Here is a 21,461-nt window from a genome sequence, read left to right on the forward strand (position 1 = left end):
CTCAGGTCGCCCTTTGCGTAGAGGCACAAACCTGGTTTCCTGTGGGACAATGGGTTAGGTAAACGAATGTAAACAATTCTCAGACAGGACTCGATCGACCATGCGCGTAATTTTGATGACAGGCAAAGGAGGCGTAGGCAAAACCTCTGTAGCCGCCGCCACCGGACTAAAATGTGCTGAACTTGGTTATCGAACCCTTGTCCTGAGTACCGATCCGGCTCACTCGCTCGCAGACAGTTTTGACCTAGAGTTGGGCCACGAACCTAAGCTCGTCCGCCCTAATCTCTGGGGCGCAGAATTAGATGCCCTGATGGAGCTAGAAGGCAACTGGGGAGCCGTCAAACGCTACATCAGCCAAGTTTTGCAGGCACGAGGCTTAGAAGGCGTACAGGCAGAAGAGTTGGCGATTCTGCCAGGCATGGATGAAATCTTTGGACTGGTGCGGATGAAGCGGCACTACGACGAAGGCACGTTTGATGTCTTGATCATTGACTCCGCCCCGACTGGAACGGCTCTACGACTCCTCAGCCTGCCTGAAGTTGGCGGATGGTACATGCGAAAATTCTACAAGCCATTACAGGGAATTTCGGTCGCGCTGCGTCCCTTAGTAGAACCGATTTTTCGTCCCTTAGTAGGCTTCTCGCTGCCTGACAAAGAAGTCATGGATGCGCCCTATGAGTTTTATGAGCAGATCGAAGCGCTCGAAAAAGTCTTGACCGACAACACACAAACTTCAGTCCGACTGATCACAAACCCTGAAAAAATGGTGATCAAAGAATCGCTGCGGGCCCACGCCTATCTGAGTTTGTACAATGTTGCAACCGATATGATCGTCGCCAATCGCATCATTCCAGAATCCGTCACCGATCCCTTCTTTCAACGCTGGAAGGAAAACCAAACGCAATATCGTCAAGAAATTCACGACAACTTTTCGCCCTTGCCTGTCAAAGAAGTGCCGTTGTATTCAGAGGAGATGTGCGGACTGGAAGCGCTCGATCGCCTCAAAGAAACCCTCTACCCCGGCGATGAAGATCCCGCGCAAGTCTACTACAAAGAAACGACGCTGCGAGTGGTGCCAGAGCAAGGCGGCTACAACCTGGAACTCTATTTACCAGGAATTGCCAAAAGTCAGGTCGAGTTGAGCAAAACAGGCGACGAGTTAAACATTCGCATCGGCAACCATCGACGCAATCTAGTCTTGCCACAAGCGTTAGCCGCGCTCAGTCCATCGGGCGCAAAAATGGAAGACGACTATCTCAAGATTCGGTTTTCTGACCCCGCAAAAGTTTAGATTGTGGAATAACGGTGAAGCTTAATGGCTAACAACCTTTGCTTCACCATCAAGATCTCTGTTTCTTCCGTTGCAGCACAGGATTAGGCTGCATTGGGCTTCCTGGCTATGGCATTGATTCGATCAACGCTCTTAATGCTTTGTTAACGAATTCAGGCGTTGTAAAAACCTGAGCTACATCCTCATCTAGAACGACAACCGTTAAGGTCTGCGTCTCATCACGAGCAGCAAACCGATTGGGCTTCGTCTTCTGGTAATCAAAGCGATATTCGGCTAGAAGATTGTCTTCAGAATTCCGTGTAGGGTCAGAGGGCGTTTTGCTCATAATCCTCACGCTCTTTGCGAGTAGCTAAACGGGCACTCATGATACGGATACCACTCGATCGCTCAGTAAAGGCAATCAACCGCAATCGATCTTGCTGAGAGTGACCAACAATAATCTCTCTTCTTCAGATTCGCGGTTGCTTTTGACTGATCCCACTCAAACTCCATGCCTAGATCATATTTGATCGTTTAAAGAGTGTAGTAGCCTTATGCGGAGGTCTGCTGTAATTGTCTGCTCCAACGTAGAGCTAGGTGGCGCAGTTACGGTTTAGATTTCACCAAAAAGCTGAGTAATCAAGCTCTTTCGATACGGACGGTGCTTTGCCTTTCTCATTAACTAAAATTCTCAGGTTGTGGGCGTTGCGATAGCTACGATCGAGGTCACAAAAAACAAGCACACCCAGTTTCTTAGCGATCGCTTGACTAAGTTCTATGACTCGTTGTTCATCAAAAATCTTGATGTCTTCGGCTCTCCTAGACCTCGTGTGTAGAGTTTTGTGAAGCACCAAAGCAAGATAATAGCCTCAAACGGAAATGTTTGAAATTATGAAAACCGTAACCCTTCCGTTTAATGAGCTTAATTTTCGTGTTGATCCCCTCGGTCACTCCACTGGTGGTTCGATGCTCAAAGTAATTGCAAATACCATTCAGGTGCTCACGAATCATGTCCGCGGAATCTTGATAAAAAAGCTGAACCAGTCGGCGCCATCGCTGAAATTTTATTTTGGCTGCGTGGATCGTTCTTGACTTTTCATAAATCTGGCTGAGGTCTTCTTTCAACTCATACGCAATCGTTAAACAAGGAAATGCTTTCAACCCTTCATCTAAGCGTTGTCTTTGCTCATCGCTCAACTCTTGTCGATTCTTCCACAGTAAATGCGGTAATCCTTTGAATTTCACCTTCATCTGTCGTCTTAAATGATTTAACTCCCGATTGATATGTTGCATCACATGAAAGCGGTCATAGACAATCTTGGCGTTGGGAAACACCGCCTCAATGACTGCGGTGTAGCCGCCCCACCTATCCACACTCACTTCTTTCACCCCTGCTCTGACTTCGAGAGGATAGGCTTCCAGCATGGCTTTCACCTCCTCTTGTTTGTGGCTGTCCAGTACATCCAGTAGGGTATGTTGGTCGATGTCCACGACGGTTGTGACAAAATCTTGATGCCCCTTGTGCTGACTAAATTCATCCAAGCTTAAACGTTCCGGCAATGGCTCAACTTTTTTATGGTATGAACCGCCTGGGCATCAAAAATCTGGCGCACGGTGGCAATGCCCAGCCCTTCTCGGCGGCTCACCTCCTCCAAACTGGATTGCTTCACTTGTTCGTAAATCGCTTGGGCATAACGAGGCGTATAGGCATGTCGCCCACTCATAAACTCCAAGACTTCGCTATGAAATTGTTGACAGTGTTCACACTGAAACTGCCGTCGGGGAACTTGAAGATAGACCGGCTTGCCAAAGACCGGCAAGTCCCGAATCAGCACTGTGGTGGTTTGATTAATCCAATCTAAGGTCGCTCCACAATCGGGGCAAGCAATGGTTTGATTGAGACATTTAAGTTTCAAAAAAACGACTCCATCGACTTCATGACAACCATCGACGGTGACGTAGGGTAAGTGGAGGAGTGTATCCAGATAGATGTCCATACCCCAACCTCGAAATGTACACTACTCTGCAAGGCGTTGCTGAACAAAGGGATGAATCAAGTGAGTATGGGTATTGACCAATACTTTAGGTAATGGAGGAGCAATCGCAGCGAATGCTTTAGCATTTCGACCGACTTGGAGTAACACAAGGTCTTGCGATGCAATCGAGCTAAGTAGTGACGTAATCGGGTATTCTCGCCTTCGACTCTCGTCATATACGTCTTGCTCACAAGGTGGTCGCCTTCCTCAATAAAACCGGGATAAACCTTCCAGCCATCGGTGACATAGAAGTAGCAATGCCAGCAACAGACAATCTGCCACAAGGGTTTGAACGTCTCTGCGCTGTGATCTCCCACCACCCAAGCGAGAATGCCCGCCCGGAAATGGTTCACGGCTGTCCAGATCCAAATTTTGTTTTTTTTGACCCGACAAAGGTTTCTAGTTCGTCGAGTTCTCCCACCTCTGGAATCTCCGACTCCTGTGGGGCATCCGGCAGTTGCTGTCCGAGTTGCTTGACCCAATAAATCACCGTTGTGTGATGCACGCCAGTACAGCGCTCAATCGCGCGAAATCCCATGCCGTTGACGTAACGCATCAAGCAGTCCTGCTTGGTTTCCTCGCTGTAGCCTTTGGGTGGGTCATAGCCTTCAATAAATTGGCGACCGCAGGCGCGACAGATATGATTTTGCTTGCCTCGTCGTTTCCCGTTCTGGCGAACCTCAGTAGACCCACAGTATCGACACTGCATAGTACAACACCCTCATTCATCCCTCTATTATGCAACGCCCTCTGCAATTATCACACGAAGTCTAGGAGAGCCCGAACTTGTTTGGTACTAAAATGCTTTCACCTATTTTTCTAGCCAAAACTCATGACAACCGAAAATGGACTACCCGAAAGCAAAATTGATATTCTGATCGACCAAGTTGGCAGATTGACTGAAGTTGTGACTTATGGTTTCGTCGAAATTAAAGAAGCGAATCGGCAATTGGGCATCAAGCTTGACCAGCTAGGCGACAGAATTGAGCAAACGATCGCGGGTATTGAGGAAACCAATGTCAACATTAAAGAGACCAATGCCAACATTAAAGAGACCAATGCCAACATTAAAGAAACCAATAACAGCATTAAAGAGACCAATACAAAGCTAGATGAAGCGGCTAGAGTTCGAGATAGACAGATCGATCGTCTCGTTGGCATTGTCGATCGTCAGTCTATGATGCTAGAAGAGATTTTGCGCCGTGAACAATCCGCCTGAGTCACAAATCTGCCCCGCGCTTCCCAAATTTTGATCGATACTGGAAATCAGTACTGAATCCAAGCAGAAAGGTAAGTAATGAAGCTACAAGCAACGGGAACTTCGCGGCTCGACTGGTCAGGAGATGGTCTGGCGATCGGCATTTTTGAAGACGAAATCGAACTCACGGGTGAACTGGCAGCCCTGGACGAAAAGCTGTCTGGCACGATTAAAGATTTGGTCGCTGATTTTGAATTTAAGGGCAAACCTGGCAGCACTGTCTCTACAAGAGTTGTGGGTAGCCCCATTCGCAAGCTGATTTTGGTGGGATTGGGCAAATCAGACGCACTAAAGTTGGATGGTTTGAGACGTGCCGCCGCCGCCAGTGCCAAACTTGCCAAAAAAGAACGCTGCAAAACCCTGGGAATCAGCCTGCCTGTGTGGAATGGAGACGCTGCTTTGACCGCAGAAGCGATCGCCGAAGGAATCGAACTCGCTCTCTTTGTAGACCACCGCTTTAAGTCAGAGCCAGACGACAAACCGACGATCGACGAAGTGCATCTTCTCGGTTTAGCAGATCAGGATGCTGCTGTTGATCAGGCGCACAAGGTCGTTTCGGGGGTATTTTTGGCGAGAGAATTGGTCGCGGCTCCGGCAAACTATGTCACGCCGATCACCCTGGCAGAAACAGCACAAACGATCGCTCAAGACTACGGGTTGCATGTCGAAATTCTCGAAAAAGAGGATTGCGAAAAGTTGGGAATGGGTGCCTTTTTGGGGGTCGCTCAAGCCTCCGATTTGCCGCCAAAATTCATTCATCTCACTTACAAACCTGAAGGAACGCCCCGACGCAAACTGGCAATCATTGGCAAAGGGCTAACCTTCGATTCGGGTGGGCTGAATATCAAAGGGGCCGGCAGCGGTATCGAAATGATGAAGACCGACATGGGTGGAGCGGGTGCCACTCTGGGAGCAGCCAAAGCGATCGCTCAAATCAAACCCGATGTTGAGATTCACTTCATCGTTGCAGCTACTGAAAATATGATTAGCGGTCGAGCGATTCACCCTGGCGACATTCTCACCGCGTCTAATGGCAAGACGATCGAGATCAACAACACCGATGCAGAAGGACGATTGACTTTGGCAGATGCGCTTGTCTATGCCGAGAAATTGGGCGTGGAAGCGATCGTTGACCTCGCTACTTTAACGGGAGCCTGCGTCGTTGCCCTGGGAGATGACATTGCGGGACTGTGGAGTCCTGATGATGAAGTTGCCAATCAGTTTCTAAAAGCGTCTGAAGCGACGGGCGAAAAAATTTGGCGGATGCCAATGGAAGAAAAGTACTTTGAAAGTATGAAGTCGGGCATTGCGGACATGAAAAACACGGGCGCTCGTGCGGGCGGTGCCATCAGTGCGGCGATCTTCTTAAAGCAGTTCGTTAAAGAAACTCCCTGGGCCCATTTGGATGTTGCGGGGCCGGTTTGGGCAGATAAGGAAAACGGCTACAACGGCTCTGGGGCAACAGGGTATGGAGTGCGCCTGCTGGTCGATTGGGTGATGAGCTAGAGAAGGGATGAAGGATGGGCGATCGATGCAACACGAATTTGATGAGGTTCTTCGATTCGATTAAAGAGTCGGGTTGCCCTCTAAATGTCTGAAAGTCCCCCAAATTGGGGGGTTGGGGGGCAGAAGACATTAATAACGAAGCAAAAAATTCACGTCAATTTACAACTTTGCTGCGATCGTTCTGAATTCCCAAAAAATAAGCAGACAACTCTTCGATCGTACAGGTAGAAGTTGCTTCTTTACGAACGACGATCGCGGCCGCAGCAGCGGCAAAATCGGCGGCAACCAGGGGAGAAATTTTGGTGGCGAGGGCGGCAGTCAACATAGCGCTAAAGGTATCTCCTGCGCCGATCGTGCGCGTTTGAGGAGAAGGTTTGGCGTAGATGCGGTAGGGCGGGCGATCGCGTTGCAGAATCACCGCTCCGTCTCGATCCAGGGTAACAGCGGCCAGTTGCGCTCCGGTGAGATTCAAGATCCAGTCGGCTTGTGTGGCGACCCAATCGGCGCGAGATTGTTGGCTGATATCCGTTTCGCCCAAAAGTTGCAAAACCTGATGATAGTTGGGTTTGACGGCCGTTACACCAACATTTCGATAAGCCGATAACTGTTTGGCATCGACGACGATCGGTTTCGGACTTTGTAATTGAAGGTGAGCGATCGTGTGAATGATTCGAGGAGTCAAAATACCGTAACCGTAATCAGAAATGATCATGGCATCACAATCAGAAAAGCGATCGCTGAGATGATCAATAAGCTGCTGTTCTAAATCGGGTGAAATCGCTTCAGTGGTGCCCTGATCCAGTCGTAACAATAGTTTTGCACCGTCCAAAATTCTTTGTTTTGTCAGCGTCGATCGATTAGCATCTCCCAAAATTTGATCCGTGTTCACATCTTGTTTGAGCAAAGCCTGACGAAGTAGCGTTCCTTCCCAATCGTCTCCAATGACTGAAAACAAGCGCACCTGACAACCCCAACTGCGAAGATTGACGGCAGTGTTAGCGGCTCCTCCAGGCAGATTTTGCACCTGTGACAGCGTAACGACGGGAACAGGAGCCTCCTGACACAAGCGAGTAGCCGACCCTTCGAGATAGCGATCGAGCATGGCTTCCCCAATCACCAAAATCTGGAGATGAGGTAAGCGATCGAGAAAATGAGCAAGTTCCTTCATTGGAGAATTTGGTTGGCGGCCTCGATTAAATCAGTCACTTTATAGTGGGGCACTCGCTGTGGTGAGAGAACCCATTCCGTCTCGTTGCCGTTGTCGATGAGAATCGTTTTGCACCCCGCACGATGTCCGGCTTCGATATCGTTGAGAATGTCTCCAATCATCCACGATCGCTGCAAATCAATGCTGTGTTTTTGGGCTGCTTTGACAAGCATTCCGGGGCTAGGTTTGCGACAGTTGCAGGCGATCGCGTACTTGGCAATTTTCCCAGAGAGATGATGGGGACAGTAATAGAAGCCCGTCAGCGGCACGTCGATCGCGTCTAACAACTCACGAATTTTCTGCTCGACGAATGACAACTCTGTTTCTGAAAAGAATCCTCGCGCAACACCTGATTGATTAGAAACAATGATAAGTTTGAAACCAGACTGATGCAGCGATCGCAACGCTTCTTCTGCCCCAAAAGATAAAGTAATGAGATCAGGATCAACATTGTAAGGAATATCAGGAATTAGCGTGCCATCTTTATCTAAGAAAACAGCAGGAACCATAGCTCATCTACAGAGGTTGACTCAAGGATAGGATGTTTCGTTCATCGGCACAACCATCACTTCAGGAATCACTGTTTCGGCAGGTTGGGTGAGAATAAAGCGAATCGTCTCAGCTACATTTTTGGGATCTTGCAGATTTTCGAGTGGCGTATCAGGGAAGCGATCGAGAATAAAAGGCGTTTGCATTCCCCCCGCGATCACAGCCGTCACTTTGACTTTATGAGGACGCGCTTCGACATGTAAAGCGTGACTAAATCCAAGCAGTCCCCATTTACTGGCATGATAAGCGGAAGCGTTTGCCCAGGCTCGTTTTGAGGCGGTTGAGGCGATGTTAACAATATGTCCGCTTTTGCGTTCCTTCATCTGTGAGATAACTGCTTTCGACAAGATAAAGGGAGCGCGTAAATTGACGGCAAGAATCCGATCCCAATCCTGAATTCCCATCTCTTCAATGGGTACTGTCAAATCCGTTCCAGCATTGTTGATCAGAATGTCTAAATGTCCATGCTGACTAATGATCTTCTCAACGGCTGAGAGAATCTGATTTTCGTCCGTGACATCAAGTTTGAGCGCGATCGCTTTCCCGCCTTCTGCGCTGATTTCTGCCGCCACTTTTTCCGCCAGTTCTTCTCGAATATCGGAAACGATCGTTACGACATCGGCCGCCGCCAGAGTTCGACAAATCGCTTCTCCTAATCCTTGAGCGCCACCCGTTACGATCGCGACTTTTCCAGTGAGTTCTTGCATGTTGTCTCCTAACTGATTAGTGAATAAATGACTGCATATCAGAGGCCATCGCTTTTTCCATTCCTCCGATATTCTGGGTGTTTCCCATCTCTTCCATGACCCATTTCTCCACCAGTTCACACAGTAGATGAATCACGACAATCTGCACTTCTTGAATATGTTGGGGATCGCTGGCAGGAACCACGATCGCTAAATCTGCTAACCGCCTCACTTCACCTCCATTACCGCCCAGGATAGCAATCGTACGAATGCCACGCTGATTGGCGGACTTAAAAGCTTGAATTACATTGCGCGATCGTCCACTCGTACTGATGCCAATCAAGACATCATGCGGTTGAGCAAAGGCTTCGACTTGACGAGAAAAGATCTGATCAAAGCCGAGATCATTTGACCAGGCCGTTAGCAACGCAGAATCAGCCGTCAGTGCTAACGCGGGCAGACCCGGACGATCGCCTAATTTGAATCGTCCCACAAACTCCGCCGCACAGTGTTGAGCATCCGCAGCGCTGCCCCCATTCCCACAGAGCAAGACTTTTCCGCCTCGCACAAAGCAATCCCTCAGAATCACCGCAGCGTTGACGATTTCACTTTGCAGGCATTGCTGAGATTTTTGAATTGCATTCAACACGTTGTTAAAGCCACGATTAATCACCGTGTACGAATCGGATGCAATGGGCGTTTTGCGAATTAGAACCGACTGATAAAGCTGTGCTACATCGTCTGCTACTTTTTGCCAGGTGAAATGCTCGTTGGCACGACGTACCGCTTGACGACTCAAGGTTTCAAGCAGTTTTGGATGATTATACAAGTGGGTCAAACGATGAGCGATCGCCCCCGAATTATTCGCTGGCACCAGATATCCCGTTTCTCCATCGCGCACCGAAAACTTTACCCCGCCGACATTTGAGCCAATCACAGGGGTTCCGCAGGCCATCGCTTCGATCGGCGTAATCCCAAACGGTTCGTACCAGGGTGTCGTGATAAACACGTCGGCAGCACTGTAGTAATAGCGCAACACTTCTCGCCCTTTGCGTCCCACAAACTGAATGCGATCGCTGACTCCTTCCAAATCCGCGATCGCTTGGAGCCGCTCTACTTCTTTGACAATGCGCGGGTCAGGATCAGTGAGTTCGCCGCCCACCAGCACCAATTTTGCAGGCACTTCTGACTGACGACAAAACTGAGCAAACCCTTGAATCGCTGTATCCACGCCTTTACGAGGCACCATTCGACCCAGTTGTAGAACGATGCGATCGTCGGGCATCATTCCCAGAGCAACACGGGCGAGGGCTTTATTGAGACTCCAAAATTCAGAGGGGTCAAACCCACAGGGAATCAGCGTAATCTTGTTGGGGTCAGCGTTGTAGAGTTGCGTCAGGTCTGCTTCATCTTGGGGACACTCGGCAATAATGCGATCGGCTTCAGCCACAATGCGATCTTCAATGGCAAAGCGATCGTCGGGAAATTCGTCTGCCTGCCCTTGGTGAAAGCGTCTAACTCGCCCCAATGCATGAAATGTAATCACGAAGGGAATATGCAGCAAGCGTTTGATTTCAGCCGCGACCAGTCCAGACATCCAAAAGTTAGCGTGAATCAAATCGTAGGAGTAACGGGCGCAAAACTTCAGCATATAAGCCGTAAAGTCTGGCATCCAGGGCAACAGATCTTCTTTGCGAACGTCATGAGGCGGCCCAGCGGGAACATGGATCAACCGAACGCCTTCAGTCCATTCTGCGATCTCTGGCAACAGGGGATGGTCACGACGAGTAAAGATATCGACTTCATAACCTCGTTTGGCTAGGTGCTTGGCGAGTTGTCCCACATATACATTTTGTCCACCACTGTCCACTCCTCCGAGAATGCCAAAGGGTGAGGCGTGTTCACTAATTAAAGCAATGCGCTTCATGAAATTATGTTGGTGTGAAGGGACATTTGACTTTCAATAGGTTTTCTTTACTTCGTTGTTTGATGCTTCTGCCCCCCAACCCCCCATTCTGGGGGACTTTCGGATCAGAGTAAGGCGCTCGTTACCATTCAAAGTCCCTCACTTGTGGGGGATTTAGGGGGCTGCCTGGATTCACAACCATTGTGAGAAGGTTCATTAAATTCAAGTTGATAAGAATAACGAGTTTATATAGAAAGGTGGGTTACAGGACGACGATCGCACACTCGCGCAAAAGCCCGATCCCAATCTCGAACAAATCGCTGAATGTTAAATCGCTCTTGGGCCACTCGCTTTGCACCACGACTGAGATAGTGTGCTTCGGCAGGAGATTTGAGGAGGGTTTGCATGATTTCAATTAGGCGATCGACGTGGGTATCCACATAGCCAGAAACGCCATTTTCGATTATCGTAGCCATTTCTGTGGTTGCTAATCCAATAATCGGCATCCCCAACATCATCGCCTCACAGACCGCCAATCCTAGACTGGTATAGCGAATCGGATTAAAGAAAAATCGGTAGCGAGATTCAAATTGAGCCAGATGATCGTGATGAATTTCTCCCAGTCCATCTAGTGCTTGAGATTGCATTCCCACTAGGTCGATCGGGATGTCTTGACGAACGCGATCGTAAATATCTAGTCCTAGTCGTCGCCCTCGTTGCTTGAGTCCATTCACCACCACCACACCCCGCGCCAGTTCACCTGTGTATTCAACAGTTTCGGGCACGATGACTCCATGTTCAATGACACAAGTTGGAGTGCGGCCACTGTTCCACATCAGGTCATTAAAGTGAGTTACATGCGCCAACAATATATCGGGATCATCCACAATATGCTGAGTCTCCGTGGGACTGTCACGAGGCGGATCATGTTCTAAATAAATGCGCGGTAGCTGTCGCTGCTTTTCTGACAAGATCTCATATTGATCTTCAAGATAGTTTTTGCGCGACTGAAACAGAATACAATCAAACTCTTGGTGTTGAACTTCTTCTGCGGGCAGGTCATGTACATTGTCGCCCCAGTTAAATCCAGCTAACTTACCGCCATAGCCTTCAGGACGATCGGGCTTGACGGGCAAAAAGAACTGATGAGGCGACTGCACCAAATAATAGAGATAGCTCCCATGTACATGCCAGGTGAGAATGCGAAGAGATTGCATAAATAGAAGTTCTGCACAGTGAGCAGTTAAAGTGAGCAGTTAACTTGCTGATGCTTTATCTTCTAAAATTTGACCCTGAGATGCATTGGGCATTTGCCTAACATGAGATGAATTTGGGTGTTTCAGGATTGTGCGATCGCACAACGAGTATGCCTTTTGGTCAAGCGATCGTAAAATAAGAGCTAATCTAATCTGCACCGCATCATCAAAAAGACGGGGATTCAGTCCCGTTAGTGAAGCGATCTTATCCAGTCGATAACTGAGTGTATTGCGATGAATCGATAGCCTGTTGGCCGTGGGCGAAGGATTACAATTTTCGGCAAAAAAGATCTGTAGGGTATCGATCAATTCTGGCTCTTGATCTAATGGACTGAGTAAATGTTTAGCCAGATCAACTTTTGTATTTTCGTCTGCAATTCCCACAAAGGCCGCCGCTCCCAACGCATCTAAACAGTGAACTTGCTTTTCTCCGATAAACCGATGACCCAACGATAAAGCAGCACGAGCATCTTGATACGATCGCGCCAATCCTTGAATGCCTGGATGATAGCGACCAATGCCAATATTCATCAACGTGCTAGTGTCACAGTGGAGGCGATTTAATAACGCAGTGCTGGCCCGTTTGAGAGCTGACAAATTGGCCCAAGATTGATTGCTCGGCAGGTCAGCCCGATCGCTCCACGCTGCCAAATCTTGAGTACTGCTGGCTTTGAGAACTGCAATTTCACTACTGCCAATGTAAGCACAAATGGTATCACTGGGTAAATGAAAAAAGCTGACAATACTACTAATAATCAATTGCACCCGTCGCTGAATCTGAGCATCTAACACTTCATATTGTTCGCCCTGAGACGACGATAGATAATCTGACGCATCAATCAAAATCACAGCACGAGGGCGCGTAAAATCGAGTCCCAAAATCTGAGCTTCTCGCAAAACGTCTCCCTCATTGCTGGCGGGGTTTCTCAGCAGATCGTAGATAAACTTGTTTTTAAGCTCATGAGGATTGGGCGATCGCGGCGGCAAAACAACCTGACTGACCACTAGCTCGATCAGCACCTTTGCCAGTCTGGGAGAAATGGTTTCGCCGCTTTCCAGAGTTGTGACGATGATAGTGCCCGTCTGCCCAGCAACGTGAAAAGGAATCTGGAGTGGAGACGGATCAGATAGAACGAGACTGAGCGGGAGTCCGACAAACTTGGGGTGGGTGCTGGTGATGATTTTGGTGCGATCGTCCACTACAAATACTTGAGCATCCAACAACTCAGTTACCCGTTCGGTGACAACTCTGGCGGCTCGTTTGAACGCTAAAACTTCTCGTGTCATGCTCATGGGGATCACGTTCTTTCTCGACTCACATCCGGCTGTCGATCTGAAGGGCACCCCAAGCCGATCGCGTCTAACAGCGCCAGATGGTGATCCCGTTCTCCCTGAGCCGTGACCCAATGCGACAGCACCCCGCCCCCAAACTCATCTGACCACCCAACGCGAATGGGAATCTCTGCCAGATAGCACACATAGGCCAACGGATAAGGCGACTGGGAATCTTGAGGAAACAAAATCGCTGCGTCAAACTGCTCCGATCGCAACATCTCAATCAACGGCAACAGGGCAAGAGAATTGCAGTCCAACGTGCCTGTAGGGTGAGCCAATGCTCGATGTAACAGCACCTCATCCACCGCAGGCAAACTGAGCGCCACCCGGCTCGATTGAGGAGAACAAAGCAGCGTAATCATCACGTCTGGCAAGGCTCGTTTGAGTTGTTTGAGGGCAGGACTCAGCGTGATCAATTCGTCAGCATTTCCTAACTGCACCGCGAGAATCTTCTGCACCGTGCGCCATTCAGCGGGCAACATACACACCCTCCTCAAGCAACTGTTTCGCCTGTTGAATCACGGAGAGAATACGATCGTCAACGGTAGTGTGAATGGCTCGATGACGATTTTGATCAAGCGGTGCCCAACGCTGGGGATCTGATCCCGAAAACACAACAACACTTGGAGTTTGTAATGCTGCGGCTAAATGAGAAACACCCGTATCGTTACAGATTAGCAGTCGTGACTGACTCAACAAAGCGGCCAGCGTTCCCAAGCTGGTGCAACCCGTTAGATTGAGGGCGGATGATTGCATTTTCTCGACTACAGACTCCGCAAGTGCAGCTTCAGACAGCGATCCCGTTATTACCACTTGCAGACCTAGTTCAGTCAAACCATCTCCCACAGCGGCAAAGTTTTCGACGGCCCAACGACGATCGGGCACATTTGCGCCGGGATGAAGGCACACATAATTTTGAGTTAGATTTTGAGTTAGATTTTGAGTTAGCCCATGCGTTTCTCTAAGGGTTTGCAAACTCTGCCAATCTTCTGTTAGTAAGGGAAACTCTAACCCTTCTTGTTGCAATGGAATGCCTAAAAATTCGATTAATTTGAGATAACGTCTGACTTCTGACTCGGACTCTTGAAACGGTAAAAAAGAATTGGGATCAGGGCAATCTGTTGTAAAAAATCCTGCCGTTCTATGGGCACTCAGCGCTTGCACGATCGCATTCGTCACCACACCGCTCCCATGCATCTGAATCGCCAAATCAAAATTGCGATCGCGCATCTCTTTCTGAAATCTAGCAAACCGCTCAGAGTCAGAAGACTGTTCTGGAAGCCCTGGATGGCCTGGAAATTCAATCAGTTCGTCGATCAAGTGAGGAAAGCGATCGACCAGTCCTTTGTTTGCAGGTAAACCAATTAATGTAATTTGCGCTTGAGGACAGGCTACTCGCAACGCTCTCAGAGCAGGCGTGACACAAAGAAAATCCCCTAACCCTGGTAGTGCGCGAAACACAGCAATCCGCTGTAATAACATTGGATCTAATGGCACAGCATCTCCCACACAATTAAGTTTGTCTACGAAATCTACAGCCTCTTCTGCAAAATAAGCATCATCTTTGAGAGAGAGGAAGCGATCGAGCTAATCTCGCCTGAGACAGAGATAGAGCGGATTTGGACTGTGCATCATAGACTGAAGATGCAAAATGCTGCTTTGTTCAAACGTAAATTCGACCCCTGGCGAGTAACTCGAAGAGATTTGTTTTTTGCGTTGTCAAGCTTCTGCCCCCCAAGCTGCCAATTCTGAGGAACCTTTAGACCAGATTTTGGGTTCAAAGTCCCTCAATCGTAGGCAATTTAGCTTGCTCTCCCGGATTAATAGCGGTAGCGAAAGATGGCGTTGCTGATTGGATGAATCTGTGGGAAGTGTCCATCTTTTCGCCCCCTAAATCCCCCAAAATTGGGGGACTTTGAACCTTGGGTTCCCTTCGCTTTGGGGCAATTCATCCCCTGATTCAGCAACGCCCTTAATAACTTCCAGAAGTTGTAGGTCAGCGCCTCTGGGGTGAATTCAGCTTTTCTTGAGCGTTGCCCCTCAGAGTCAGGGTCGCAATCAGCAATGTGAGGACAAAGCGGCGATCGTACTTCATATTGATTAACAGAATTCTAATCACTTAAATCGTTGAGACCGATCTTCGTCTAGACGCAGCCCAACCGATGGAATAATCAAAATCAACTACTCTAATAGTAAGAAGTGTACTTTTAATCTTGAGAAGTGTACTTTAGCGTTTTGTCGTTTTTGCGGGAGCCTGCTCGATCATGTTTAATCTAGGCTGGACAGAGGTTGTCATTGTTTGCGTTGTCGCAATTTTGATTTTTGGCCCCAAAAAGATTCCCGAATTGGGCAGCACCTTTGGTAAAACGCTGAGAAGCTTTAAGGAAGGCATTACAAAATCAGAAGAAGCAGAAGATGGCAGCGATCAGGACTATGAGGGATGAGGGATGAGGGATGAAAAAACTGCCCGATCGGTGGCGATATCCTTCATTTTTGGATAGACGAACTGATGCAACAAAAATAACGGGTGGAAGATCTGTTTCGATTAGCAAATCAACCATCCGTTTGTTCTGTCTATTTTAGTTGAGATTTTTAGTTGAGATTTAGGTCGAAGCGACCCCTTGTGGATAACTCGAAGAGAGGGCAGTCTCCACCACATTCACAGGGGCGATCGGTTTGACATGACCGTTTGATTCGGCTGTGGGGGCGATCGCTTTAATGGGGTTGCGGGCTTCGATCAGGGCGATCGCTCGACTTACACTTTCTGGCAAAATTACCACCAGACTACCGGGCTTTGCAGAGTCTAAGGCTTTTTGAATCGCGGCCGTCTCGTCATGAATCACTTCACACTGAGCATCGGGTCTGATTTCCTGAATGCCTTGATGAATGCGTTGGGCCGCATCGCCGCGATCGCGTCCTCTAGTGTCGTCGTCTTCTTTGATGAGAATGCGATCGAAGATCTCCGCCGAGAGTTTACCCAGGGTTGCAAAATCTTCGTCACGACGATCGCCCGGCCCGCCGACCACGCCAACTCGCTCCCCGGTTGTCCAGTTCCGCACAAAGCCGCCCAGCGCTTCATAACTGTGGGGGTTGTGAGCATAATCGACCAGCGCATGAAACTTGCCCAAGTTAAACAAATTCATCCGTCCAGGAGTCTGTTTAGCCGACGCTTCAAACGTCACCAGAGCCGCCCGAATGTCCTCAATTCTCACCCCTTGAGCAAACGCCGCCAGACTCGCCGCCAACGCATTCGCAATCATAAAGGGGGCCCGACCACCCAGCGTCAACGGCACATTCACTGCCTGCTCGATGCGAAGCGTCCAGTCGCCTTTGAGAATCGACAGATAGCCATTTTCGTAGACAGCAGCCAGCCCGCCTTTTTGAGTGTGCGATCGAATCAACTCATTCCCCGCATTCATCGAAAAGTAGGCAATCTGAGCCGATGTGTGATCCGCCATCTCCGAAACGAGAGGATCGTCCGCATTCAAAACCGCATAACCGTTGGGCATGGCCGCCTCTGCGACAACGCTCTTGACTCGCGCCATCTGATCGATCGTGTCAATATCACCCAACCCCAAATGATCCGCCGCCACATTGAGAACTACCCCAACATCACAGGCGTTGAAGGCCAGACCCGATCGCAAAATGCCGCCTCGCGCACTCTCCAAAACCGCCACTTCTACGGTGGGATCTTGCAAAATCAATTGAGCACTTTGGGGGCCTGTGTTGTCTCCCGGTTCCACCAAATAATCACCGATGTAAGTCCCGTCTGTGGTTGTGTAGCCAACAATTTGCTGCGTCTGCTTAAAAATGTGGGCAATCAGTCGCGTCGTTGTGGTCTTGCCGTTGGTGCCTGTAATCGCAACGATCGGCACTCGGCTCGGAGTCCCCGGTGGAAACAGCATGTCGATCACAGGTTCGGCCACGTTGCGAGGAATGCCTTCACTGGGGCAAACGTGCATTCTAAACCCAGGAGCCGCATTGACTTCGACAATCACTCCATCCACGTCGCGCAGCGGTTTAGAGATATCAGGCGTTACGATGTCAATGCCAGCAATATCCAGACCGATAATTTTGACCACTCGCTGCGCCAACCAGAGCGTTTCGGGGTGAATATCATCGGTGCGATCGATCGCCACGCCCCCCGTACTCAAATTGGCGGTTGCTCTTAGATAACAGATCTCGCCCACTGGCAAAACGGTTTCTAGCGTGTAGCCTTTTTTGTCTAACAGATCCCAACTGGTGCGATCGAGTTCAATCTTTGTCAGCACGTTGTTGTGTCCATCACCTCGACGCGGATCACGGTTGGTTTCCTCGATCAACTCAGAAATATTAGAGTGACCATCGCCGACCACATGGGCAGGCACCCGTTCGGCTACGGCCACCACTTTACCGTTGACCACCAACACCCGGTGGTCTTGACCTGCGTAAAATCGCTCGACGATCACTGATTTAGACACTTCTTTGGCCGCATCATAGGCCGCTTCGGCAGCTTCCCAGGTGTTGATGTCGATCGTGATCCCCCGCCCGTGATTGCCATTCAAAGGCTTGATCACTAGAGGATAGCCGCCCAGATCTTGAATGGCTCCTTCTAGCTCATCCAAATAGCTGATCACGGTACCCCGTGGAACCGGAACGCCCGCCGATCGCAAGATTTGCTTGGTGCCTTCCTTATCAGACGCTAGTTCGACACCGAGAATGCTGGTGCGGTTGCTTAGAGTAGCTTGCAGTCGCTTTTGATGTACCCCAAACCCAAGCTGGATCATAGCGCGCGTGCCCAACTCCATCCAAGGAATGCCCCTCGTTTCGGCTTCTTTGACCAGGGTTTCTGTACTGGGCCCGAGCGCGCCATCTTGGGCATAGTCCCGCAGGTCACTCAAGTCTTGCGCTAATTCTTTTTCGGAATAGGTTCCAGTCGCCACAATGCTTTGACAAACTCGGACGGCTGCTCGCGCTGCATATCGTCCTGCTTGTTCGTGCTGATATTCAATCACAACCTGATAAACCCCAGGCATAGCGGTTTCACGGGTGCGCCCAAAGCCGACAGACATTCCAGCCAGTTCTTGTAGTTCGAGGGCGACATGTTCAATAATGTGCCCCATCATCGTGCCCTCCTGGACGCGACTCAAAAAACCGCCCCGGCAGCCAGGCGAGCAAAAATGCTCCATCAAACTGGGAAGGACGCTGACTAGACCTTGATAAAATCCGGGAATTTGATTGGAGGGAGATTCTGCAAATTCTTCTAGGTCAAGACGCATCACGACAAGCTTGGGTCGGCGAATGCTCCAGTAGTTGGGGCCACGTAACGTCTGGATCTTGAGTATTTTCATAAGGCTCAGTTAGAAGGACGGGCTGCTGGGGTGCGGCTATTGATCAAATAGAGGGGGTCGCCTGTGGCAAGCAATTATCCAGTTTCAAGCGCAGAAAAGCGATCGCACTGTCCATGACAAACAGTTCTGACAAAAAGCCTTTCTGATAAAAAGCACCGATCGGAGCCTTTAGCAAGCACGACCAATGACATCACCTGTCACGAATTATGAATTGACCTTACAGGCAACCTACCACATTAGCGGTGGGGATTGAGGGCGTTAAAGTGAGAATTAGCGGGGTTTCATGTCAAAATCTGAAGCTTTGAATTTTCTAAAATACAAATACTTGCGGCTCCCGGTTCTTAATTTTACACAACCGTCTAGTTAGTGGCTGGGAGTCACGGTGACTCGCTTGCGAAAGTCGTAACGGCTTCCTTGACTTAAGATATGAACTCTCAAATTGCACAAACATAAGGGATCGGTCGCGCCCACCTCAGCTTGATTGGTGTAGGTCAACTCGCCGGGGTCAATGATCGTGACGGTGCCTTTGCCCAAAACTTGCAGGGTGTCGTCTCCCTCAAACAGGGCGCAGGTGTCTTCATCGATGCCGATCCCTAAGCGATCGGGGTGGGCCGCGATCGCGCTCATCAGACGAGCCATCCGATTGCGATTATGAAAATGCTGATCCACAATCACTTCTGGAATGATGCCCAGCCCGTAAGTCATATCGACTAAAGAATGGTTGGGCGGTTCGCCGCTGCCGCCGCCTGCGATCATGTGGTGGCCCATTACGGCCGCTCCGGCGCTGGTTCCGGCTAGAGTGACGGCTCCTGAATGGGCGCGAGATTGCACAATTTTCATAATGGGGGTGTCTGAAAGCAAGCCACACAGCCTTAGCTGGTCGCCTCCCGTCATAAAAACGCCTGTACAGTCGGCTACATATTCTTGCAGCAAGGGATCGTCACAGTGGGCCCGATCGTAAATGTTTAGCACTTCTACCGCTTTCGCGCCCATCTCCGTGAAAATGGTATGGTATCGTTCTCCAATCACGGCCGGCTCTCGTGAAGCACAGGGCAAAATGGCGATCCGAGCGTCTTGACTGCCCGATCGCTCAAAAAAGTTGCGAAGAATATCGCGCCCGTGGACTTTATCTTCCGCTCCCCCAATGACCATAATGGCGGTATTTGTGGGCTGAGGCATGGTTGGCTCAAACGATTGCAACGCTAACTCTATCATGCTGTGTATCTGAGACGTGAAAGTCATGCTGGGGAACAGTTTAAGGGCTTATTTGAAACATTTTAATGGGGCCGATCTTCCGGGAACCGTTCTGAGTTTTGATTAATACGAATCATGCCAGATTATTAATCATAATTTAAGGAATTGACAAAATTTTTATGTGACAGGCTTTCTTGACTTTGGGGGTGAGGGGCTGTAGGGCGAAGATAGAGAAGTCAGCCGTTTGGGATCGAGGATTTTATAGCCTGTCATTCTAGCGGGCGGCTCAAACCGCACTTACCAACGCCAAATCTGCTGTGGATCAGAAAAATGGTTTAACCCGTGAAGGTGGGTTTGTTGGAGTAGCCGCGACTTGATGCGTCACGTTTGTTTAATCCATGATTCTTAGCTCCCAGTCCTCAAAACTCTTTTACCTGACTCAAACATGCGCTTCGATATCGTGACTCTCTTCCCCGACTTTTTTGTCTCACCGCTCAATTCTGGGCTGTTGGGTAAAGCTCTGGCAAAACAAATCGCGGAAGTCCATTTGATTAACCCTCGTGATTTTGCCACAGACAAGCATCGTAAGGTAGATGATGAACCCTACGGTGGGGGTGTTGGCATGTTGATGAAACCGGAGCCAATTTTTGCGGCAGTCGAATCGTTGCCCGTTTTGCCCCGACGAGAAATCATTTTTGTCACGCCCCAGGGACAACCGATGAATCAACCGTTACTCAGGGATCTGGCGGTTAACTACGATCAGCTTGTCATCATTTGCGGACATTATGAAGGGATTGATGAGCGAGTGTTGAATCTGGTCGATCGCGAGGTGTCACTCGGAGATTTTGTGCTGACCTGTGGAGAAATTCCCGCGTTGGCGTTGTTGAATGGGACGATTCGCTTGATTCCAGGGACGATCGGTAAAGAAGAGTCTTTAAAATCAGAAAGTTTTGAAACGAGTCTGCTCGATTACCCTCAATTTACGCGACCGCCGCTGTTTCGAGAATGGCAAGTTCCGCCTGTCTTGAGGTCTGGCAATCATGCTGAGATCGATCGCTGGCGCAAACAGCAGCAAATCGAGCGCACCAAAACTAGACGACCTGACCTCTACCAAAAGTGGCTAAGTGAGGAAGCTGAACTTCGCGACACAGAGATTGAGAAACGGAAAGGGATGAGGGATGGAAAGAAGGGATGAGGGATGAGGGATGAGGGATGAGGGATGAGGCAGCGTCAAGACCTCAACCAACTTCACATCGAAGACTTTCCCCTCGGACTGTAAGCTAAAAGCTAAAAGTTAATGGCTAATCGTATGACTATTCGGATTGGAAACGGGTACGACATTCATCGCCTGGTAGCTGGACGTGACCTGATTTTGGGCGGGATCAAAATTGAGCATGAAGCAGGGTTGTTGGGCCATAGTGATGCCGATGTGCTGACTCACGCCATTATGGATGCCATGCTGGGGGCGCTGAGTCTAGGAGATATTGGACATTACTTTCCGCCGACCGACCCAAAATGGGCTGGGGCTGATAGTTTGGTGCTGTTGGCGCAGGTGCATCAATTGATTCAAGATAAAGGCTGGCAAATTGGCAATATTGATTCTGTCGTCGTAGCAGAGCGCCCCAAACTCAAGCCTCATATTGAATCGATGCGATCGCGCCTCTCCACCATTCTCAAGCTGCCACCCGATCGACTGGGGATTAAAGCGACAACTAACGAAAAATTGGATGCCGTCGGGCGAGAAGAAGCGATCGCCGCCCATGCCGTCGTTCTCCTAGAACAGTAGCGCGCTTCAGCATTAAGAAACACTCGCAGATAGGGGCAGAGGCCCGCTGACCCCTTACAATCAAGTAACCGTGGTGCGTTGGCGTGGCTACGTCTTGACCTGCGGTTAATTTGGAGAAGACCCCTTAGAAATGTTCGGTTTG

Annotated in this window: 18 protein-coding genes and 1 pseudogene; 6 read left to right on the forward strand and 13 right to left on the reverse strand. The window is 49.4% G+C overall.

Annotated elements, in window-relative coordinates; genetic code table 11:
* The first annotated feature begins 100 nt into the window (after positions 1-100).
* Positions 101-1,291, forward strand: coding sequence for a TRC40/GET3/ArsA family transport-energizing ATPase (locus tag ACKFKH_RS12190; RefSeq protein WP_446858566.1), 1,191 nt, complete (start codon positions 101-103; stop codon positions 1,289-1,291).
* 106 nt (positions 1,292-1,397) lie between these two features.
* Here the strand turns inward: ACKFKH_RS12190 and ACKFKH_RS12195 are convergent, their stop codons facing one another.
* The 3 genes and pseudogenes from ACKFKH_RS12195 to ACKFKH_RS12205 form a co-directional block, all read right to left on the reverse strand.
* Entirely contained in the window at positions 1,398-1,616 is a 219-nt protein-coding gene (locus ACKFKH_RS12195; protein ID WP_446858567.1) for a hypothetical protein, read from the reverse strand.
* Positions 1,617-2,089: 473 nt separating this feature from the next.
* A pseudogene (locus ACKFKH_RS12200) lies at positions 2,090-3,267 on the reverse strand (ISL3 family transposase).
* Between the two features lie 56 nt (positions 3,268-3,323).
* A protein-coding gene (locus ACKFKH_RS12205) for an IS1 family transposase (protein ID WP_446858568.1) occupies positions 3,324-4,015 on the reverse strand; the annotation gives its coding sequence in 2 pieces (ribosomal slippage) (positions 3,324-3,691 and positions 3,691-4,015; 693 coding nt in all).
* Between the two features lie 123 nt (positions 4,016-4,138).
* Here ACKFKH_RS12205 and ACKFKH_RS12210 point away from each other — a divergent pair.
* Positions 4,139-4,525: a hypothetical protein gene (locus ACKFKH_RS12210; protein WP_446858569.1), complete on the forward strand. Its 387-nt coding sequence runs from the start codon at positions 4,139-4,141 to the stop codon at positions 4,523-4,525.
* A gap of 78 nt (positions 4,526-4,603) precedes the next feature.
* On the forward strand, positions 4,604-6,070 hold the full coding sequence (locus ACKFKH_RS12215) for a leucyl aminopeptidase (RefSeq protein WP_446858570.1): 1,467 nt from the start codon (positions 4,604-4,606) through the stop codon (positions 6,068-6,070).
* Positions 6,071-6,224: 154 nt separating this feature from the next.
* Here ACKFKH_RS12215 and ACKFKH_RS12220 read toward each other — a convergent pair whose 3' ends face one another.
* The 8 genes from ACKFKH_RS12220 to ACKFKH_RS12255 form a co-directional block, all read right to left on the reverse strand.
* Positions 6,225-7,238 carry a bifunctional heptose 7-phosphate kinase/heptose 1-phosphate adenyltransferase gene (locus tag ACKFKH_RS12220; protein ID WP_446858571.1) on the reverse strand — a complete coding sequence of 338 codons (1,014 nt, stop codon included), beginning with the start codon at positions 7,236-7,238 and terminating at the stop codon, positions 6,225-6,227.
* Positions 7,235-7,786, reverse strand: coding sequence for a D-glycero-alpha-D-manno-heptose-1,7-bisphosphate 7-phosphatase (locus tag ACKFKH_RS12225; RefSeq protein WP_446858572.1), 552 nt, complete (start codon positions 7,784-7,786; stop codon positions 7,235-7,237). The genes ACKFKH_RS12220 and ACKFKH_RS12225 overlap by 4 nt, the downstream gene beginning before the upstream one ends.
* Positions 7,787-7,807: 21 nt before the next feature.
* On the reverse strand, positions 7,808-8,533 hold the full coding sequence (locus tag ACKFKH_RS12230; protein WP_446858573.1) for an SDR family oxidoreductase: 726 nt from the start codon (positions 8,531-8,533) through the stop codon (positions 7,808-7,810).
* Between the two features lie 16 nt (positions 8,534-8,549).
* On the reverse strand, positions 8,550-10,439 hold the full coding sequence (locus ACKFKH_RS12235) for a glycosyltransferase (RefSeq protein WP_446858574.1): 1,890 nt from the start codon (positions 10,437-10,439) through the stop codon (positions 8,550-8,552).
* 224 nt (positions 10,440-10,663) lie between these two features.
* On the reverse strand, positions 10,664-11,635 hold the full coding sequence (locus ACKFKH_RS12240; RefSeq protein WP_446858575.1) for a glycosyltransferase: 972 nt from the start codon (positions 11,633-11,635) through the stop codon (positions 10,664-10,666).
* A gap of 39 nt (positions 11,636-11,674) precedes the next feature.
* Entirely contained in the window at positions 11,675-12,967 is a 1,293-nt protein-coding gene (locus ACKFKH_RS12245) for a PucR family transcriptional regulator (RefSeq protein ID WP_446858576.1), read from the reverse strand.
* A gap of 5 nt (positions 12,968-12,972) precedes the next feature.
* Positions 12,973-13,491, reverse strand: coding sequence for a glycosyltransferase family 9 protein (locus ACKFKH_RS12250; protein WP_446858577.1), 519 nt, complete (start codon positions 13,489-13,491; stop codon positions 12,973-12,975).
* Positions 13,478-14,506, reverse strand: coding sequence for a glycosyltransferase family 9 protein (locus ACKFKH_RS12255; protein ID WP_446858578.1), 1,029 nt, complete (start codon positions 14,504-14,506; stop codon positions 13,478-13,480). Before ACKFKH_RS12255 ends, ACKFKH_RS12250 begins: the two co-directional genes overlap by 14 nt.
* 767 nt (positions 14,507-15,273) lie before the next feature.
* On the opposite strand from ACKFKH_RS12255, the gene ACKFKH_RS12260 reads away from it, so the two are divergent.
* Positions 15,274-15,453 (forward strand): Sec-independent protein translocase subunit TatA/TatB, encoded by a 180-nt coding sequence (locus tag ACKFKH_RS12260; protein WP_446858579.1) that lies wholly within the window; start codon positions 15,274-15,276, stop codon positions 15,451-15,453.
* A gap of 159 nt (positions 15,454-15,612) precedes the next feature.
* Here the strand turns inward: ACKFKH_RS12260 and cphA are convergent, their stop codons facing one another.
* Positions 15,613-18,339 (reverse strand): cyanophycin synthetase, encoded by a 2,727-nt coding sequence (cphA, locus tag ACKFKH_RS12265; RefSeq protein ID WP_446858580.1) that lies wholly within the window; start codon positions 18,337-18,339, stop codon positions 15,613-15,615.
* 363 nt (positions 18,340-18,702) lie between these two features.
* Entirely contained in the window at positions 18,703-19,518 is an 816-nt protein-coding gene (locus ACKFKH_RS12270) for a cyanophycinase (protein ID WP_446858581.1), read from the reverse strand.
* A gap of 460 nt (positions 19,519-19,978) precedes the next feature.
* Between ACKFKH_RS12270 and trmD the strand changes: the two genes are divergently transcribed.
* Positions 19,979-20,728 (forward strand): tRNA (guanosine(37)-N1)-methyltransferase TrmD, encoded by a 750-nt coding sequence (gene trmD, locus ACKFKH_RS12275; RefSeq protein WP_446858582.1) that lies wholly within the window; start codon positions 19,979-19,981, stop codon positions 20,726-20,728.
* Positions 20,729-20,842: 114 nt separating this feature from the next.
* Entirely contained in the window at positions 20,843-21,319 is a 477-nt protein-coding gene (ispF, locus tag ACKFKH_RS12280; protein ID WP_446858583.1) for a 2-C-methyl-D-erythritol 2,4-cyclodiphosphate synthase, read from the forward strand.
* Positions 21,320-21,461 lie beyond the last annotated feature (142 nt).

The organism is Phormidesmis sp. 146-20 (assembly GCF_052939475.1).

What these genes read in the sequence shown, in the direction of transcription:
- ACKFKH_RS12190 (WP_446858566.1), top strand. Translation starts at nt 101, where the DNA reads ATGCGCGTAATTTTGATGACAGGCAAAGGAGGCGTAGGCAAAACCTCT.
- trmD (WP_446858582.1), top strand. Translation starts at nt 19,979, where the DNA reads ATGCGCTTCGATATCGTGACTCTCTTCCCCGACTTTTTTGTCTCACCG.
- ispF (WP_446858583.1), top strand. Translation starts at nt 20,843, where the DNA reads ATGACTATTCGGATTGGAAACGGGTACGACATTCATCGCCTGGTAGCT.
- ACKFKH_RS12220 (WP_446858571.1), bottom strand. Translation starts at nt 7,238, where the DNA reads ATGAAGGAACTTGCTCATTTTCTCGATCGCTTACCTCATCTCCAGATT.
- ACKFKH_RS12245 (WP_446858576.1), bottom strand. Translation starts at nt 12,967, where the DNA reads ATGAGCATGACACGAGAAGTTTTAGCGTTCAAACGAGCCGCCAGAGTT.
- ACKFKH_RS12215 (WP_446858570.1), top strand. Translation starts at nt 4,604, where the DNA reads ATGAAGCTACAAGCAACGGGAACTTCGCGGCTCGACTGGTCAGGAGAT.
- ACKFKH_RS12210 (WP_446858569.1), top strand. Translation starts at nt 4,139, where the DNA reads ATGACAACCGAAAATGGACTACCCGAAAGCAAAATTGATATTCTGATC.
- ACKFKH_RS12250 (WP_446858577.1), bottom strand. Translation starts at nt 13,491, where the DNA reads ATGTTGCCCGCTGAATGGCGCACGGTGCAGAAGATTCTCGCGGTGCAG.
- cphA (WP_446858580.1), bottom strand. Translation starts at nt 18,339, where the DNA reads ATGAAAATACTCAAGATCCAGACGTTACGTGGCCCCAACTACTGGAGC.
- ACKFKH_RS12260 (WP_446858579.1), top strand. Translation starts at nt 15,274, where the DNA reads ATGTTTAATCTAGGCTGGACAGAGGTTGTCATTGTTTGCGTTGTCGCA.
- ACKFKH_RS12240 (WP_446858575.1), bottom strand. Translation starts at nt 11,635, where the DNA reads ATGCAATCTCTTCGCATTCTCACCTGGCATGTACATGGGAGCTATCTC.
- ACKFKH_RS12270 (WP_446858581.1), bottom strand. Translation starts at nt 19,518, where the DNA reads ATGCCTCAGCCCACAAATACCGCCATTATGGTCATTGGGGGAGCGGAA.
- ACKFKH_RS12230 (WP_446858573.1), bottom strand. Translation starts at nt 8,533, where the DNA reads ATGCAAGAACTCACTGGAAAAGTCGCGATCGTAACGGGTGGCGCTCAA.
- ACKFKH_RS12195 (WP_446858567.1), bottom strand. Translation starts at nt 1,616, where the DNA reads ATGAGCAAAACGCCCTCTGACCCTACACGGAATTCTGAAGACAATCTT.
- ACKFKH_RS12235 (WP_446858574.1), bottom strand. Translation starts at nt 10,439, where the DNA reads ATGAAGCGCATTGCTTTAATTAGTGAACACGCCTCACCCTTTGGCATT.
- ACKFKH_RS12225 (WP_446858572.1), bottom strand. Translation starts at nt 7,786, where the DNA reads ATGGTTCCTGCTGTTTTCTTAGATAAAGATGGCACGCTAATTCCTGAT.